Origin of the sequence: Burkholderia sp. IMCC1007 (genome assembly GCF_027257875.1) — a bacterium.
Taxonomy (GTDB): Bacteria; Pseudomonadota; Gammaproteobacteria; order Burkholderiales; family Burkholderiaceae; genus Burkholderia.
Genome location: NZ_JAPVQY010000074.1, coordinates 1 through 14,391, shown reverse-complemented (window position 1 = coordinate 14,391; position 14,391 = coordinate 1). Strand labels below are relative to the sequence as shown.

15 protein-coding genes are annotated in these 14,391 nt (G+C 64.1%); 1 reads left to right on the top strand and 14 read right to left on the bottom strand.

The genetic code is table 11. The annotated features are described in order from the left end of the window. Positions 1–6: 6 nt before the first annotated feature. From wbiB to rfbB, 8 genes are read right to left on the bottom strand one after another with little or no spacing between them, the layout of a single operon-like run. Positions 7–1,098, bottom strand: a complete 1,092-nt coding sequence (gene wbiB, locus O1Q03_RS35930) for a dTDP-L-rhamnose 4-epimerase (protein ID WP_269509990.1) — start codon at positions 1,096–1,098, stop codon at positions 7–9. After that, the gene (locus tag O1Q03_RS35925) at positions 1,095–2,363 is read right to left on the bottom strand and encodes an acyltransferase family protein (RefSeq protein ID WP_269509987.1); all 1,269 of its coding nucleotides are present in this window, start codon (positions 2,361–2,363) and stop codon (positions 1,095–1,097) included. Before O1Q03_RS35925 ends, wbiB begins: the two co-directional genes overlap by 4 nt. Continuing rightward, positions 2,326–3,744, bottom strand: coding sequence for an ABC transporter ATP-binding protein (locus O1Q03_RS35920; RefSeq protein WP_269509983.1), 1,419 nt, complete (start codon positions 3,742–3,744; stop codon positions 2,326–2,328). Before O1Q03_RS35920 ends, O1Q03_RS35925 begins: the two co-directional genes overlap by 38 nt. Continuing rightward, positions 3,734–4,567 (bottom strand): ABC transporter permease, encoded by an 834-nt coding sequence (locus O1Q03_RS35915; RefSeq protein ID WP_269509981.1) that lies wholly within the window; start codon positions 4,565–4,567, stop codon positions 3,734–3,736. The genes O1Q03_RS35920 and O1Q03_RS35915 overlap by 11 nt, the downstream gene beginning before the upstream one ends. Before the next feature lie 28 nt (positions 4,568–4,595). After that, positions 4,596–5,492 (bottom strand): dTDP-4-dehydrorhamnose reductase, encoded by an 897-nt coding sequence (rfbD, locus tag O1Q03_RS35910; protein ID WP_269509978.1) that lies wholly within the window; start codon positions 5,490–5,492, stop codon positions 4,596–4,598. Next, positions 5,489–6,040: a dTDP-4-dehydrorhamnose 3,5-epimerase gene (gene rfbC / locus O1Q03_RS35905; protein ID WP_269509976.1), complete on the bottom strand. Its 552-nt coding sequence runs from the start codon at positions 6,038–6,040 to the stop codon at positions 5,489–5,491. The genes rfbD and rfbC overlap by 4 nt, the downstream gene beginning before the upstream one ends. After that, entirely contained in the window at positions 6,025–6,918 is an 894-nt protein-coding gene (gene rfbA / locus O1Q03_RS35900; protein WP_269509973.1) for a glucose-1-phosphate thymidylyltransferase RfbA, read from the bottom strand. Before rfbA ends, rfbC begins: the two co-directional genes overlap by 16 nt. 11 nt (positions 6,919–6,929) lie before the next feature. Next, the gene (gene rfbB / locus O1Q03_RS35895) at positions 6,930–7,991 is read right to left on the bottom strand and encodes a dTDP-glucose 4,6-dehydratase (protein ID WP_269509970.1); all 1,062 of its coding nucleotides are present in this window, start codon (positions 7,989–7,991) and stop codon (positions 6,930–6,932) included. 342 nt (positions 7,992–8,333) lie between these two features. Here rfbB and O1Q03_RS35890 point away from each other — a divergent pair, with 342 nt between their 5' ends. Beyond that, positions 8,334–9,173 (top strand): symmetrical bis(5'-nucleosyl)-tetraphosphatase, encoded by an 840-nt coding sequence (locus O1Q03_RS35890; protein ID WP_269509967.1) that lies wholly within the window; start codon positions 8,334–8,336, stop codon positions 9,171–9,173. A gap of 33 nt (positions 9,174–9,206) precedes the next feature. On the opposite strand, the gene O1Q03_RS35885 is transcribed toward O1Q03_RS35890, so the two are convergent. The 6 genes from O1Q03_RS35885 to O1Q03_RS35860 all read right to left on the bottom strand — a co-directional run bounded on the left by O1Q03_RS35885 (position 9,207) and on the right by O1Q03_RS35860 (position 14,055). Next, positions 9,207–10,064, bottom strand: coding sequence for a lysophospholipid acyltransferase family protein (locus tag O1Q03_RS35885; protein WP_269509965.1), 858 nt, complete (start codon positions 10,062–10,064; stop codon positions 9,207–9,209). 19 nt (positions 10,065–10,083) lie between these two features. After that, positions 10,084–11,361: a dihydroorotase gene (locus O1Q03_RS35880; RefSeq protein ID WP_269509962.1), complete on the bottom strand. Its 1,278-nt coding sequence runs from the start codon at positions 11,359–11,361 to the stop codon at positions 10,084–10,086. A gap of 61 nt (positions 11,362–11,422) precedes the next feature. Continuing rightward, positions 11,423–12,454, bottom strand: coding sequence for an aspartate carbamoyltransferase catalytic subunit (locus O1Q03_RS35875; protein WP_096503383.1), 1,032 nt, complete (start codon positions 12,452–12,454; stop codon positions 11,423–11,425). A 74-nt stretch (positions 12,455–12,528) separates the two neighbouring features. After that, positions 12,529–13,044 carry a bifunctional pyr operon transcriptional regulator/uracil phosphoribosyltransferase PyrR gene (pyrR, locus tag O1Q03_RS35870; RefSeq protein WP_269509959.1) on the bottom strand — a complete coding sequence of 172 codons (516 nt, stop codon included), beginning with the start codon at positions 13,042–13,044 and terminating at the stop codon, positions 12,529–12,531. Next, on the bottom strand, positions 13,031–13,480 hold the full coding sequence (gene ruvX, locus O1Q03_RS35865; RefSeq protein WP_269509956.1) for a Holliday junction resolvase RuvX: 450 nt from the start codon (positions 13,478–13,480) through the stop codon (positions 13,031–13,033). Before ruvX ends, pyrR begins: the two co-directional genes overlap by 14 nt. After that, positions 13,477–14,055 (bottom strand): YqgE/AlgH family protein, encoded by a 579-nt coding sequence (locus tag O1Q03_RS35860; RefSeq protein ID WP_006751106.1) that lies wholly within the window; start codon positions 14,053–14,055, stop codon positions 13,477–13,479. Before O1Q03_RS35860 ends, ruvX begins: the two co-directional genes overlap by 4 nt. Between the last annotated feature and the right edge of the window lie 336 nt (positions 14,056–14,391).

The window sequence follows — 14,391 nt, the reverse complement described above, 5'->3', positions numbered from 1 at the left end:
ATTGGATTAGTCTTTGCGATCAAGCTCTTGCGCGATCCAGCTCTGCAGTTGGCGAACCCCTTCTTCCAGCGACCATTGCGGCTTCCATGCAAGGTTCGCGAGCGATACATCGATGTCACACGCAGCATGTCGCACATCGCCGTCGCGAAACGCTCCGGTGACCGTCGGGGCAGGCGCACCGTAGAATGCGGCGACAGTCTGTGCCATTTGCAGGATGCTGGTCGCAGTCCCCGAACCGATGTCGAACAACGACAGCGTCTCCGGCTCGCGCGCAAGGCTCGCGGCGATCGCATCAGCGACGTCTTCGATGCTCACGAAATCGCGCGTGACGTGTCCGTCCTCGTACAGCGGAATGACTTTCTTTTCTCGCGCCAGTCGCGAAAAGAGCGCGACGATGCCAGTGTACGAATTGGTGAGCGACTGCCCCGGCCCGTAGACGTTCTGCAAGCGCAGGATCGACAGTGGTGTCTTCGTCGCGAGCGACCATGCACGCAGCACCTGCTCCTGTGCAAGTTTGGTCGCACCGTACACGCTCGTCGGGCGCGGCTCCGTTCGATCGGCACGCGACGGCAGCATCGTCATTCCCGGGAAATCCCATTGCGCGCTTTCGAGCTGCGCCCGCCCACGCTGGCCAGGGTAGACGATCGTGCCGTCCGGCCGCTGCCATGCGCCTTCGCCGTAAACGGCGCGGCTGCTCGTCAACAGGACATGCTGAACCGTCACGCCATGCCTCATCAGCGCGTCGGTCATCCGAGTCGTGCCGACGACGTTGACGAGCGCATGCCGGCTCGCCTCCGTCAGCGATTGCCCCGTACCGGTTTCCGCCGCGAGGTGGACGATGACGTCGGGCTGGAAATCACCGAGGAGCGCGTCCCAGGCGCCGGCATCGGTGACGTCTGCCACAACGAGTTCGGCCCGTTCGTGGAGTGCACTCGGCCGCGTCGCGTGCTCGTGGATCTGCGGGTGCAGATTGTCCATCACGACATAGCGGTTCGCGCGCGGCGCCAGTCGCTGTGAGATTGCGCAGCCGATGAATCCTGCACCACCGGTAACGAGAATCTTCTTTCCATCGATCCAGTTTGCCTTTACGTCGCTCATTGCCTTTCCTCTTTCTTCACAATCAATCCAGCCAAAAAGAACTGCCAACCACGTCCCGGACCCCAGTCCTTGAGCGCAAGCGCACGCTTTTCGACGAGATGCCAACTCAACCACGCGCAAATAAACGTGAAAAACACCGATGCCGCGAGAAACACCGCAAACCCGTATCGGTAAATGCCCGCATACGCGAGCAATTGCTGGACCAAGAACCCGAACACGTATATCCCATACGAATAGTCGTTTTTCGCGCCGATGCGGCGAGCCCAGCCGGGCAACCGGCAAGCGAGCCATAGGATCGAATACACCATAGCGGGATAGCCCAGCACAAAATATCCGCCCTTGAACAGGCTGACCAGATAAACACCAACCGCAAACACGCCGAGCTTGTCCGAAATCGGCAACTGCCTCGAATAAGCCGCCGCACACGACCCCATCAGGAAGATCGCGCCGTATTGGACCGCATGCGGATCGCCGAGCCACGGCACGACCTTGCCCGGGAAGGCCGGGTCGATGATCTGAAGCGCCAGCAGCATCCATGCGGCGACCGTGATGCCGAGCAGGACCCGCCGATGCGCGGTAAGCAGACCGAAGACCGCAAAAATGCCTACCATCACGTAACACTGCGCCTCATAGATCAGCGTCCAGATCGATCCGTTGAACACGCTCGCCGACACCGAGGTGCCGTACGGCGTCGTATCGCGCAGCAGACTGTTGATCCCATACTGGCCAATCTGCAGATTCCAGTTGTTCACCACGTATCCCAGCGGACCGCCGACCACGGTATTCCAGTATCCGTGCAACGTACCCGCGTCCAGATAATGGATCACGGGCCCCACGCAAAATGCGGTGATCGCGAGGACTGCCCAATACGCCGGAAAGATTCGCACGCATCGACGCCACGCGAATTGCAGCAGATCAGCCCGCATGCCGCTTTTTGCGATCAGGAAACCACTGATCGCAAAGAAGCCCGACACGCAGATCCCGCCCATCGAATCCTGATCCAGCGTCAGATGCCACATCGGATCGCGCCCGAATCCGCCCAGCGGAAATGCGTGGTCCCAAAGCACCATCGTCGCAAAAATCAGACGGAGCAGACCGAAGCCGTTGTCGTGACTCGACAGGCGATCGTTCGAAGTCTTGACGGTTGCATCCTGCACCGTATGCACCGCGTCCGGGACGTGAGTGAGCACGGCCCGACCCAGGCCGCGTGAAACCGTCGTCGGGGGCTCAGAGCTCATGGCTCGCCCCCGCATCGTGATCAACATGCCGCTCCAAAGCAATCTCCTGCATCGGAATGCCAATCAACCCCGTGCTGACGCTCGTCGAGTGGGACTTGAGCATGATTGCATCATGCACCCACTGGTGAATCACATGGTCGCTCTGCGTGCCGTCCGCAACGGCGACCGTGATCGAATAGTCGCCCACCGGCAGAATCGGAATCCTGAAAATAAACTTCGCCGTAAAGGTTTCGTCCGCCCCCGTGACGAACGGCTCGTTATGCGTCGTCAGGAACGTATTGTCGCCGAACAGGTTCTGCCCAAGCCGGTCGCGCACGATGAACCCGACAATCGGCCGGGACAACGCCTGCACGGCCTTCACCACGACACGGATGCATACGATTTCGCCGCCAACCACCCAGTTGATCCGTGCTCCGTCACGGTCTTCGATGCAAGCGTATTCGACCGTCGCGCCTCCAAGACCGAAATGCCGCGAATCAGGCGTGAATTCGAACACTTCGACATCGTTTCTCAGTTTCGACGCATTGATGAGTTGGGCGCGCTGGTCACGAACATCGCTTTCCGCGATCGTGCGCACGAAATTGCTGCGCTCGACCGGCTTGCTGCCCTGCTTGCCGGAAGCGCGATGCTGCTCGTCGTAGAACGCCTCAAGGTACGATTCGCACACTTCCTTCGCAGGCCCGATCTCACGAACGACGCCCCGATCCAGCCACACGACCCGGCTGCACAGATTAACGACCGCATTTGTGTCGTGGCTCACGAACAGGACGGTCCCCCGCTCCATGAACTCGCGAAGAAAGCGCATGCATTTCTGGGTAAAGAATGCGTCACCGACCGCAAGCGCCTCGTCGATCACCAGCACGTCCGCGTCAACGTGGGCGATAACGGCGAACGCGAGCCGCACATACATGCCGCTTGAGTAAGTCTTTACCGGTTGGTCGACGAAATCGCCGATGTCCGCGAACGCGAAAATCTTGTCAAGGCGCTCCTCGATCTGCGCGCGCGTCAATCCGAGCAACGCCGCGTTCATGAACACATTTTCGCGCCCCGTGAACTCCGGATTGAACCCGGCGCCGAGTTCGAGCAGCGCGGCCATACGCCCCTTGAGCGACACTTGCCCGCTCGACGGCGTCAGGGTGCCGCAAATAATCTGCAGCAGCGTCGATTTCCCCGAGCCATTGCGGCCGATGATGCCGATCGTCTCGCCCTTGCGCACTTGAAATGACACATGCTGCAATGCGTGGAATTCTGCCGCATCGCTTCCCGCCAGCAGCCGCTGCGGGACAAGCTTCCCGAAGCGTGTCATGCGATGACGCATGGCCGCCTTGAGCCGGTCAGCCGGCTTCCCGAAAACTCGAAAGTGCTTGCTGACGTCGTCGACATTGATTACGAGTGTTTCAGAGGACATCCGCAAACCCCTTCCGCATCATCTGAAAATACTTGTAGCCCACGCACGCGACGGCAATCCCTAGCAGAATCGCAAGGCCAAGCGAACCGAAATCCGGCAAATGTCCTTCCAGGAGTATCGCCCGCGCCTGCTCAATGAACAGCGTCAGCGGGTTGATCTCGAGCCAGACTCGATATTTCTCGGGCAGCGCCGAAGCAGGATAGAACACGGGAGAAAGAAACATTAGCACCGTCGTCAAGAGGCCGGTGATTTGCCCCACGTCTCGAACGAAAACCCCGGTAGCCGACAGGAACCATGCGACACCGAGCGACATCAGCATCAGCGGCAACATGATGATCGGAAGCAGCAGCACTGTCGCGAAGATGAAATGCTTGAATAGCAAAAAGCCCAGCAGCAACACGATCATGCTGACGAGCGCGTGAAAGCAGGCGGACAGCAACGCGACGACTGGGAGTATCTCCAGCGGAAACACAATCTTCTTCACGTAACTCGGATTGTTCAGTATCAGGCTCGGCGCCCTGTTCGCGCACTCGGCAAACAATCCGTGAATCGTCATCCCCACGAACAGCATCATGGCAAATTGCGCGCGCCCTTGATCCTCCGCACCGCCGCCCCAGCGTGACTTGAACACGAAAGAGAATACGAACGAATACACCGCAAGCATCAGCAACGGGTTGAAGAACGACCACGCAAGGCCGAACATCGAGCCTCTGTATCGCCCGACGACTTCCCGCTTCGTCATCTGCCAGATGAGCGACGCATTCCCCACGAGCGTCTGCAGCAGAGCCCGCGGTGCAGAGATGAAGCCACGAATTATTGACATTGCCTGATGCGGAAATACCGCGTTTGACTTATTGTGAAAGTAGATCTTTGACGCACAGATCGACGGCGGTACGCCAGTCGGGAAGTTCGATGCCGAAGCGATCCTTGAGCGCCGCATTCGACAACACCGAGTTCACCGGGCGTTTCGCCGGCAGCGGATACGCACTCGCCGGGATGGGCGTAATCTGTTCCACCGCCAGCGATGCGGCGCCCGAGGCCGCACGCCACGACGCAATTGCCGCCTCGGCAAACCCGTGCCAGGAAGTCTGGTCGGCCGATGTCATGTGGTAGATACCGGATTCAAAAGTACCGGCCTTGCGCTCGCGAATAGCGGTGGCCAACGCATGCGCCGTGCCGTCGGCAATCGAGCGCGCCCACGTCGGCGCACCATATTGATCGGCCACCACCTTAATCTCTTGGCGCTCTTTCGCGAGGCGAAGCATCGTGCGAAGGAAATTCTTCCCGCGCGACGCGAACACCCACGTCGTGCGGAACGTGAGCCAGTCTCCACCCGCGTGCGCGACCGCCAGCTCACCGCCCAGCTTGCTCGCACCATAGACGTTCATCGGGCAAGTCGGATCCGACTCGACGTAGGGCGTGGCTTTGGTTCCATCGAACACGTAATCCGTGGAATAGTGAACGAACACCCCACCCACACGCCGCGTTGCCTCGGCCAGCACGCCGACCGCCTCCGCATTGACCATATTCGCCGTTGCGGCGTCCACTTCCGCTGCATCGACGGCGGTGTAAGCCGCGGCGTTGACGACGGCATCCGGCCGGATTTCGTCGATGACGCGCGCGAGCGTATCCGGGCGAGTCAGATCCGCCCCTTCGCGCGTCAGAGAAATGACGTGCCCCAGTACCGACAGGCTGCGGGACAACTCCCAACCGACCTGGCCGTTCGCCCCCGTGACGATTATCTTCATGCGTAGACCTCGGCGTCGCTCAGTCGCTTGCCGGCCGCGTCCTTCGCCGCCAGCAGCGGCTCGAAATCGATCGGCCACTCGATCCCGATCTCCGGGTCGTTCCACACGATGCTGCGCTCGTGTTCCGGAAACCAGTAGTCGGTCGTCTTGTAAAGGAACTGCGCTGCCTCCGACAGCACGACGAAACCGTGTGCGAAACCGGGCGGCACCCACAGTTGCCGATGGTTGTCGTTCGACAAAACAACCCCTACCCACTTGCCGAAGTTCGGCGAACCCTTGCGAATGTCGACGGCCACGTCGAACACTTCGCCTTCGACCACGCGAACGAGCTTGCCCTGCGCGTGCTGGATCTGATAGTGCAGACCGCGCAGCACGCCCTTCGACGAGCGCGAATGATTGTCCTGCACGAATTCGATGCCGGGTGCGACCTGCTCCGCGAATTCCTTCCCGTTGAAGCTTTCGTAGAAAAACCCGCGCGCGTCGCCGAACACCTTCGGCTCGATGATCTTGACTTCGGGCAACGCCGTTGCCGTTACTTGGATGGCCATGCGACTTGATCCGTGAGAATGTTCTTGAGGTACTGCCCGTACGCGTTCTTCGCCAGCGGTTGCGCAAGCTTCAGCACCTGCTCGGCGTCGATCCAGCGGCGGCGGTAGGCGATCTCTTCCGGGCACGCGACCACGAGACCCTGCCGCTTCTGCAGTGTCGCGATGAAGCTGGCTGCCTCGATCAACGAATCGTGCGTGCCGGTATCGAGCCACGCGTAGCCGCGCCCCATGATTTCGACGTTGAGTGCACCGCTGTCGAGATAGCGCGAATTGACGTCGGTGATTTCGAGTTCGCCGCGCGGCGACGGCTTGATGTCGGCCGCGATGTCGCACACGCGGTTGTCGTAGAAGTAGAGACCGGTGACCGCGTAGTTCGACCGCGGCTTAGCCGGCTTCTCTTCGATCGACAGTGCGCGGAACGACTTGTCGAATTCGACAACACCATAGCGCTCCGGATCCTGCACGTGGTACGCGAACACCGTCGCGCCGGCGTCCTGTGCGTCCGCACGTTCGAGCTGCTTCGCCAGATCGTGACCGTAGAAGATGTTGTCGCCGAGGATCAGCGCCGACGGATCGTTGCCGACGAATTCCTTGCCGATGATGAACGCCTGCGCGAGGCCATCCGGCGACGGCTGCACCGCGTACTGGATGTTCATCCCCCACTGGCTGCCGTCGCCGAGCATCGACTCGAAGCGCGGCGTGTCCTGCGGCGTCGAGATGATCAGCACGTCGCGAATCCCCGCGACCATCAGCGTCGACAGCGGGTAGTAGATCATCGGCTTGTCGTACACCGGCAGCAACTGTTTCGACACGACGTGCGTGATCGGATACAGCCGCGTGCCCGATCCGCCCGCGAGGATGATGCCTTTGCGTGCCATCGCGTGTCTCCTCAAGTGCGTTTCGCGTAGTTGGTTTCGACCCATTTACGGTATTCGCCGGATGCAACTTCGTCGGCCCACACCTGGTTGTCGAGATACCAGTCGACGGTCTTCGCGAGGCCCGTCTCGAACGTTTCCGCCGGCTTCCAGCCGAGCTCGCGCTCGAGCTTGCGCGCATCGATCGCATAGCGGCGATCGTGGCCCGGGCGATCCGTCACGTAGGTGATCTGGTCGCGGTACGAACCGGCCGCCTTCGGGCGCGCCTTGTCGAGCAGATCGCACAACGTATGCACGACCTCGAGGTTCTTCTTCTCGTTCCAGCCACCGACGTTGTACGTTTCGCCGGGCACGCCGCGTGCCAGCACTTCGCGAATCGCGCTGCAGTGGTCGCCGACATACAGCCAGTCGCGCACGTTCTGGCCGTCGCCGTACACGGGCAGCGGCTTCCCGGCGAGCGCATTCGCGATCATCAGCGGGATGAGCTTCTCGGGGAACTGGTACGGGCCGTAGTTGTTCGAACAGTTCGTCGTCAGCGTCGGCAGGCCGTACGTGTGATGGTAGGCACGCACCAGATGATCGGAACCAGCCTTCGTCGCCGAATAGGGGCTGTTCGGCGCGTACGGCGTCGTCTCGGAGAATTGCGGGTCGGTCGCGGACAGCGAGCCGAATACCTCGTCGGTCGACACGTGCAGGAAGCGGAACGCCGCTTTGTCGGCGTCGTTCAGGCCATTCCAGTACTGACGGGTCGCTTCCAGCAGCGTGAAGGTGCCGACGACGTTGGTCTGCACGAAATCGGCCGGGCCGTGGATCGAGCGGTCGACATGGCTTTCGGCGGCGAAATGCAGCACCGCGCGCGGCTTGTGCTCGGCGAACAGCGCGTCGAGCGCGGTACGATCGCAGATGTCGACGCGTGCGAATACGTGCTTCGGATTGCCGTCCAACGATTGCAGCGTACGGAGGTTGCCCGCATAGGTCAGCTTGTCGACATTGAGCACGGCCTCATCAGAGCCGCGGAGCCAATCGAGTACGAAATTGGCACCGATAAAACCCGCGCCGCCGGTAACCAGGATCATGCGATTCCCTCTGTAGGTGATGCGCGGCGCGCGCCGACGGGCCGCGCCGCATAAGAAATTCAAAGCAATGGGCGATGGCCGCCACCTCAGACCGGGAATTTTAACCGGTCGACATGGCCGCCAAAGTCATGAAATGCTAATTTTGTTCGGGAAGACGACAATTATAGGGAGCCGCCCCTCGCAAAAGCCATGCCGCTAACAACTTGATACAGCGCTTCGAACCCTTGGGATATCGAAATTTCATGCCACATCAGTGGCAAAAGTCGAAATAAAAATCCCGATCCACGGCTCTTGGCGGATCATTCTCCCCGGAACCCTGCAATTCGAAACATTCCTTCTGCCATGATTCGCACCCCCATCGCCATCGGCGACATCCAAGGCTGTCATTCAGCTTTCCAAACATTATTCGAAAAGCTTTCAGCCCCCGCCGACACCCCGCTCTGGATCGCCGGCGACGTCGTCAACCGCGGCCCCGACTCCCTCGCCGCGCTGCGCACGCTGGTGGAGCTGGGCCCGCGCGCGACCGTCGTCCTCGGCAATCACGACCTTCATCTGCTCGCGGTGTCCGCTGGCATCCGCACCGAACGCCCGGGCGACACCATCGGCGAAATCCTCGACGCCCCCGATGCCGAAGCGCTGCTCGACTGGGTCCGCCACCGTCCGTTCGCGCACTTCGAGCACGACATGCTGATGGTCCATGCAGGCGTGCTGCCGCAATGGGACACCACGCTCGCGCTCGAACTCGCGGACGAACTGCAGCGCGCGCTGCGCGCACCCGACTGGCGCGACACGCTGCAGCATCTGTACGGCAACGAACCGAATCAATGGAGTCCGAACCTGAAGAAGCGCGACCGGATGCGCGTCGCATTCAACGCGTTCACGCGCTTGCGGTTCTGCACGCCGGACGGCGCGATGGAGTTCAAGACGAACGGTGGCCCCGACAGCGCGCCGCCCGGCTACCTGCCGTGGTTCGACGCACCGGCGCGCCGCACCGAAAACGTGACGGTCGTGTTCGGCCACTGGGCCGCGCTGGGCCTGATGCTGCGCGACAACGTAATCGCGCTCGATTCGGGGTGTGTATGGGGAAATCAGTTATCGGCCGTGCGACTGACGGCCGATCCCGCGCAGCGGACGCTCACGCAGGTACAGTGCGACGCATGCCGCACGCCGGGCGGCGAGTAGCCCGCGCACGCGACGCGCGGGCGAAATGATGCGTCACCCCTCGCGCCCCGGCACCGGCTGGTCGGCCGCCGCGTCGTGCGACGCGCCGGCGCCGACTTCGGTCGCCGGATACGCTAGCGCCTCCAGCTCCGCGAGCGACTCGGGCGACGGCTTGCCGACCTTCGCCTGCAACGTCTCGAGCGCGGCCGCGATCGCGTCGCGCGCGGCGGCGGACATGCTGCGCCGATCGCCGCCCGGCGGGATCGGATCGCACACGTACAGATGCGCGATCAGCGGGCCGCCGCGCAACACCATGTCGAGCGACTTCCCGAGCGACAGGTCGCCGGTGTAGGCGGGCGCGACGGACTGCCGCTGCTGCGCGTCCTCGTACATCAGGCAGATCGGCTGCACCGCGCAGCCAGCCGACACCGCGGACTGAAACAGGTTCGCATGGAACGGCAGCAGCGCCTGCCCGTCCGACGTCGTGCCTTCGGGGAACACGCACATCAGGCCGCCGTTGCGCAGGCGCTGGGCCATCTCGTGCATGATCCGCATCGCCTCGGTGCGCTTTTCACGCTGCAGGAACACGGTATCGAGCTTCTCGGCGAGCCAGCCGACGACGGGCCACTGCCGCACCTCGGCCTTCGACACGAACGGCGTCGGCCGCCACGCATTGATCGCGTAGATGTCGAGCCACGACACGTGATTGCCGACCACGAGCGCGCTCGCATCGAGCCGCGCGCCGTCGTTGTGGACGACGATGCGCATCCCGCAGATGCGCAACATCTTGATCGACCAGCGACGCGTCATCTCGGCGCGCCGCGCGGGCGTGACGCGCGAAAAGCACAGCGCGACGGTCGCCATGCCGCGCAGCAGGTGAAAGACGAGACGCAGCTTGCGAAGAGCGGTCATGGCGAAGATCCGGCGTGGTTCAGTGGCGCTCGAACGCGACTTGCCCCGCCACGAGCGTCGCACGCACGCAGCCGGGCAGTTCGTAGCCGAGGAACGGCGAGTTGTGGCCCTGGCTCTTCAGCGCGCGCGGCTCCACGCGCCAGTGCGCGCGCGGGTCGAACACGCACAGGTCGGCCGCGCTGCCTTCGGCGAGACGGCCGGCCGGCAGTTGCAGCACGTCGGCCGGTGCGGCCGTGATGCGGCGAAGCGCCTGCGCGAGCGGCGTGCCGGTTTCGTCGGCCCACTTCAGCGTGAGCGACAGCAGCAGCTCGAGGCCCGTTGCGCCGGGCGTCGCTTCCGCGAACGGCAGCAGCTTCTCGTCGTCGTCGACCGGCGTGTGATCGGAGCAGATCGCATCGATCGTGCCGTCGGCGAGCGCCGCGCGGATCGCTTCGCGATCACGCTCGCTGCGCAGCGGCGGGTCGAGCCGGAACTGCGAATCGAAGTAGCCGATGTCGACGTCGATCAGATGCACGTGATTCACGCCGACGTCGCACGTCACGGGCAGCCCTTCGGCCTTCGCCTCGCGCACGAGCGCGAGACCGGCCGCGGACGACAGGCGTGCAAGGTGCACGCGCGCGCCCGTCACGCGCATCAGTTCGAAGATGGTGTGCAGCGCGATCGTCTCGGCCGCGACCGGCACGCCGGACAGCCCGAGCCGCGACGCGAGCGCGCCGCTCGCGGCCACGCCGCCGCGGCCGATGAACGCGTCGAGCGGACGCAGCCACGTCGTATAGCCGTAGGTGCTCGCGTACTGCAGCGCGCGCAGCAGCACCTGGGTGTCGCGCACCGGCACGTTCGCATGCGTGAAGCCGACGCAGCCCGATTCGGTCAGCGCGACCATCTCGGTGATCACTTCACCCTTGAGGCCGACGGTCAGCGCGCCGAGCGGATGCACGTTTGCCTGGTGCAGGTTGCGCGCGCGGAACTTGAGCATTTCGACGAGGCCCGGCTCATCGAGCACGGGGTCGGTGTCCGGCGGGCACACGAGGGTCGTGACGCCGCCCGCGACGGCCGCGGCCATCTCGGACGCGAGCGTCGCCTTGTGCTCGTAGCCCGGTTCGCGCAGCCGCGCGCACAGGTCGACGAGGCCGGGCGCGACGATCTGCCCCGCCGCGTCGATGGTCTTGTCCGCGTTGAAACCGGCCGGCGCAGTGCCGAGCGCGGCGATCTTGCCGTCCGCGACGAATACGTCGGCCTGCCGTTCGGTGCCGGCGACCGGGTCGATCAGCGTGCCGCCTTGGATATGAATCTTCATGCGCTGTCTGTGAATGCGTTGAATGCGTTGAATGCCTGAACGAGGATGCGCGAAAGCGGGTTCAGTCGCTGTTGCCGGCGACGATGCCCATCACCGCCATCCGCACGGCGATGCCGAACGTGACCTGATTGAGAATCACGGATTGCGGGCCGTCGGCGACCTGCGAATCGATCTCGACGCCGCGGTTCATCGGGCCGGGGTGCATCACGATCGCGTCGGGCGCGGCGAGCGCGAGGCGCTCGGGCGTCAGGCCCCAGGTCTTGAAGTACTCCTGCGCGGACGGCAGCAGCGCGCCGCTCATCCGCTCGTTCTGCAGGCGCAGCATGATGATCACGTCGACGCCCTTCAGCCCTTCGTCGAGGTTGTGGAACACCTTCACGCCCATCTGCTCGAGGCCGCCCGGCAGCAGCGTGCGCGGGCCGATCGCGCGCACTTCGGGTACGCCGAGCGTGGTGAGCGCGTGGATGTCGGAGCGTGCGACGCGCGAATGCAGGATGTCGCCGACGATCGCCACGCGCAGCTTCGTGAAGTCGCGCTTGTAGTGGCGGATCGTGTACATGTCGAGCAGGCCCTGCGTCGGGTGCGCGTGGCGGCCGTCGCCGGCGTTGATCACGTGCACGTGCGGCGCGCAGTGCTCGGCAATCAGGTACGGCGCGCCGCTCGACGCGTGGCGCACGACGAACAGGTCGGCATGCATCGCCGACAGGTTGTTGATCGTGTCGAGCAGCGATTCGCCCTTGCTCGTCGACGACGCATTGATGTTCAGGTTCAGCACGTCGGCCGACAGGCGCGTCGCAGCGATCTCGAAGGTCGTGCGCGTGCGCGTCGAGTTCTCGAAGAACAGGTTGAACACCGACTTGCCGCGCAGCAGCGGCACCTTCTTCACCTCGCGGTCCGTCACGCTGACGAACTGCTCGGCCGTATCGAGAATATGGTTGACGATCGAGCGCGGCAGCCCCTCGATCGACAGCAGGTGTTTCAGCTCGCCGTTTTTCGTGAGCTGCGGGTTGCCCTTCAGGAAACCGTAGCGGAACCGCTCGGGGCTCGCGGCCGTCGCGGGATTGCCGGTGCGGCCAGTGGTGTCGGTGGTCATGGTGTGCGTGATTCCAACTATGCAAACGGGCCGCGGTACGAACCGGCGGCCCGGGATACGGTTGCGCGGTTCGCTCAGGCGCCGTGCGCCTCGATGCGTAGCGTGAACTGCGCGGCGGCGTCGCGCGCAAGCACGAGCGTCGCATCGGCCGGCACGTCGAGCGTGCCGCCCGCGAAGCGCGCGGCGACCGGCAGCTCGCGGCCGCCGCGATCGGCGAGCACCGCGAGCTCGACGGCGGCCGGGCGGCCGTAGTCGAACAGCTCGTTGAGCGCGGCGCGCACGGTGCGGCCGGTGTACAGCACGTCGTCGACGAGCACGATGCGCGCGCCGTCGACCTCGAACGGCAGTGCCGTCGGGCTCGCCTGGCTGTGCAGCCCCTTCTTCGCGTAGTCGTCGCGATGCAGCGCGACGTTCACGACGCCGAATGCCGGCGCGCCGAGATCGCGCGCGAGCCGCTCGGCGAGCCATGCGCCGCCGCTGTGAATGCCGGCGAGGCGCGGGCCGCCCGGTTCGGCGAAGGCCGTGCCGTATGCGCCGCGAATCTGGTCGAGCAGGACGCGATAGAGCGCGTCGGCATCAATGGTGCTCATGGTCGGACAATTGATCGAGATACTGTTGAAGGATGACGCGCGCGGCTTCCGCGTCGAGGATCTCGGCCCGCGCGCGGCCGCGCACGTTGCGCTCGCGCAGCCCGGCCTCGGCCTCGACCGACGAATAGCGCTCGTCGACCCACGTGACGGGCAGCCCGAAACGGCCGTTCAGCTGGTTGCCGAAGCGCTTGGCCTGCTGCGTCATCTCGTGCGGCGTGCCGTCCGGATGCATCGGCAGCCCGACGACGAGCGCGTCCGGCCGCCATTCGGCCAGCAGGTCGCCGACCGCCTTGAAGCGGTGCTCACGATTCAGGTTGGGAATCACGACGAGCGCGCGGGCCGAGCGCGTCAGCGCGTTGCCGATCGCGACGCCGATCCGTTTCTCGCCGTAGTCGAACGCCAGGAGCGTCGCATCGCGCGCGCTCGCGCCACTCATGCGTGCCCTGCTTCGCCGGACAGCATCGACGAGCTGACGCCGAGCAGGCCGAGCGCGGCTTCGAAGCGCTCCTCGGCCGGCGTGTCGAACACGATGCGCGGATCGGCGGCGACCGTCAGCCAGCCGTTGCGGGAAATTTCTTCCTCGAGCTGCCCTGCGCCCCAGCCTGCATGCCCGAGCGTCAGCAGGAAACGTTTCGGGCCGGTGCCCGTCGCGACCGCCTCGAGCACGTCCTTCGACGTCGTCATCTCCAGCCCGCCCTCGACCGACATCGACGAATTGTAGTTGGCGCCCTCGACGGGCTCGTGCAGCACGAAGCCGCGCTCCGTCTGGACCGGGCCGCCGAAGTACACGGGAATGTGCAGCAGCGGCTCGATGTCGAGCTTCAGGTCGATGCGGTTGAACAGCGATTCGAGATCGATGTCGGTGGGACGATTGATGACGAGGCCGAGCGCTCCGCGCTCGCTGTGATCGCAAAGATAGACCACCGTTCCTGAAAACGTCGGATCCGCCATGTTCGGCATGGCGATCAGGAACTGGTTGGTGAGATTGATGCGATCGGAAGGCTTTGACATGGTTTGAATTTTAGCAAAGACGCCGCGACCTGACCGGGCCGCGATCAACAAGCAACGCCGCACGACGCTGGCAACGACGCGCGCGGTTTACACGGCACTCTAACACGCGCGCGGGCACTGTCGGCAGCGTGTTGCAGGCCCGCGCGACAAGGGCCGCCGCCGTGTATGCGCCCCGTTGCCGGTCAGGCCCGCGCGAGGGCCGCGCCGAGCGCGCCGCATGCCGCGGTCAGGTCCGGCGGCGCGACGCCCGCCGCGATCTTCAGCAGCGCGGCGCGCAGCATGTCGGACGCGCGGGCATGCGCGTCGAGCCCGCCGTCGGCGAGCGGCACGCCGTGC

What these genes read in the sequence shown, in the direction of transcription:
- O1Q03_RS35860 (WP_006751106.1), bottom strand. Translation starts at nt 14,055, where the DNA reads ATGTCAAAGCCTTCCGATCGCATCAATCTCACCAACCAGTTCCTGATC.
- ruvX (WP_269509956.1), bottom strand. Translation starts at nt 13,480, where the DNA reads ATGAGTGGCGCGAGCGCGCGCGATGCGACGCTCCTGGCGTTCGACTAC.
- rfbB (WP_269509970.1), bottom strand. Translation starts at nt 7,991, where the DNA reads ATGATCCTGGTTACCGGCGGCGCGGGTTTTATCGGTGCCAATTTCGTA.
- rfbA (WP_269509973.1), bottom strand. Translation starts at nt 6,918, where the DNA reads ATGGCACGCAAAGGCATCATCCTCGCGGGCGGATCGGGCACGCGGCTG.
- O1Q03_RS35920 (WP_269509983.1), bottom strand. Translation starts at nt 3,744, where the DNA reads ATGTCCTCTGAAACACTCGTAATCAATGTCGACGACGTCAGCAAGCAC.
- rfbD (WP_269509978.1), bottom strand. Translation starts at nt 5,492, where the DNA reads ATGAAGATAATCGTCACGGGGGCGAACGGCCAGGTCGGTTGGGAGTTG.
- O1Q03_RS35890 (WP_269509967.1), top strand. Translation starts at nt 8,334, where the DNA reads ATGATTCGCACCCCCATCGCCATCGGCGACATCCAAGGCTGTCATTCA.
- rfbC (WP_269509976.1), bottom strand. Translation starts at nt 6,040, where the DNA reads ATGGCCATCCAAGTAACGGCAACGGCGTTGCCCGAAGTCAAGATCATC.
- pyrR (WP_269509959.1), bottom strand. Translation starts at nt 13,044, where the DNA reads ATGAGCACCATTGATGCCGACGCGCTCTATCGCGTCCTGCTCGACCAG.
- O1Q03_RS35885 (WP_269509965.1), bottom strand. Translation starts at nt 10,064, where the DNA reads ATGACCGCTCTTCGCAAGCTGCGTCTCGTCTTTCACCTGCTGCGCGGC.
- O1Q03_RS35875 (WP_096503383.1), bottom strand. Translation starts at nt 12,454, where the DNA reads ATGACCACCGACACCACTGGCCGCACCGGCAATCCCGCGACGGCCGCG.
- O1Q03_RS35880 (WP_269509962.1), bottom strand. Translation starts at nt 11,361, where the DNA reads ATGAAGATTCATATCCAAGGCGGCACGCTGATCGACCCGGTCGCCGGC.
- O1Q03_RS35915 (WP_269509981.1), bottom strand. Translation starts at nt 4,567, where the DNA reads ATGTCAATAATTCGTGGCTTCATCTCTGCACCGCGGGCTCTGCTGCAG.
- wbiB (WP_269509990.1), bottom strand. Translation starts at nt 1,098, where the DNA reads ATGAGCGACGTAAAGGCAAACTGGATCGATGGAAAGAAGATTCTCGTT.
- O1Q03_RS35925 (WP_269509987.1), bottom strand. Translation starts at nt 2,363, where the DNA reads ATGTTGATCACGATGCGGGGGCGAGCCATGAGCTCTGAGCCCCCGACG.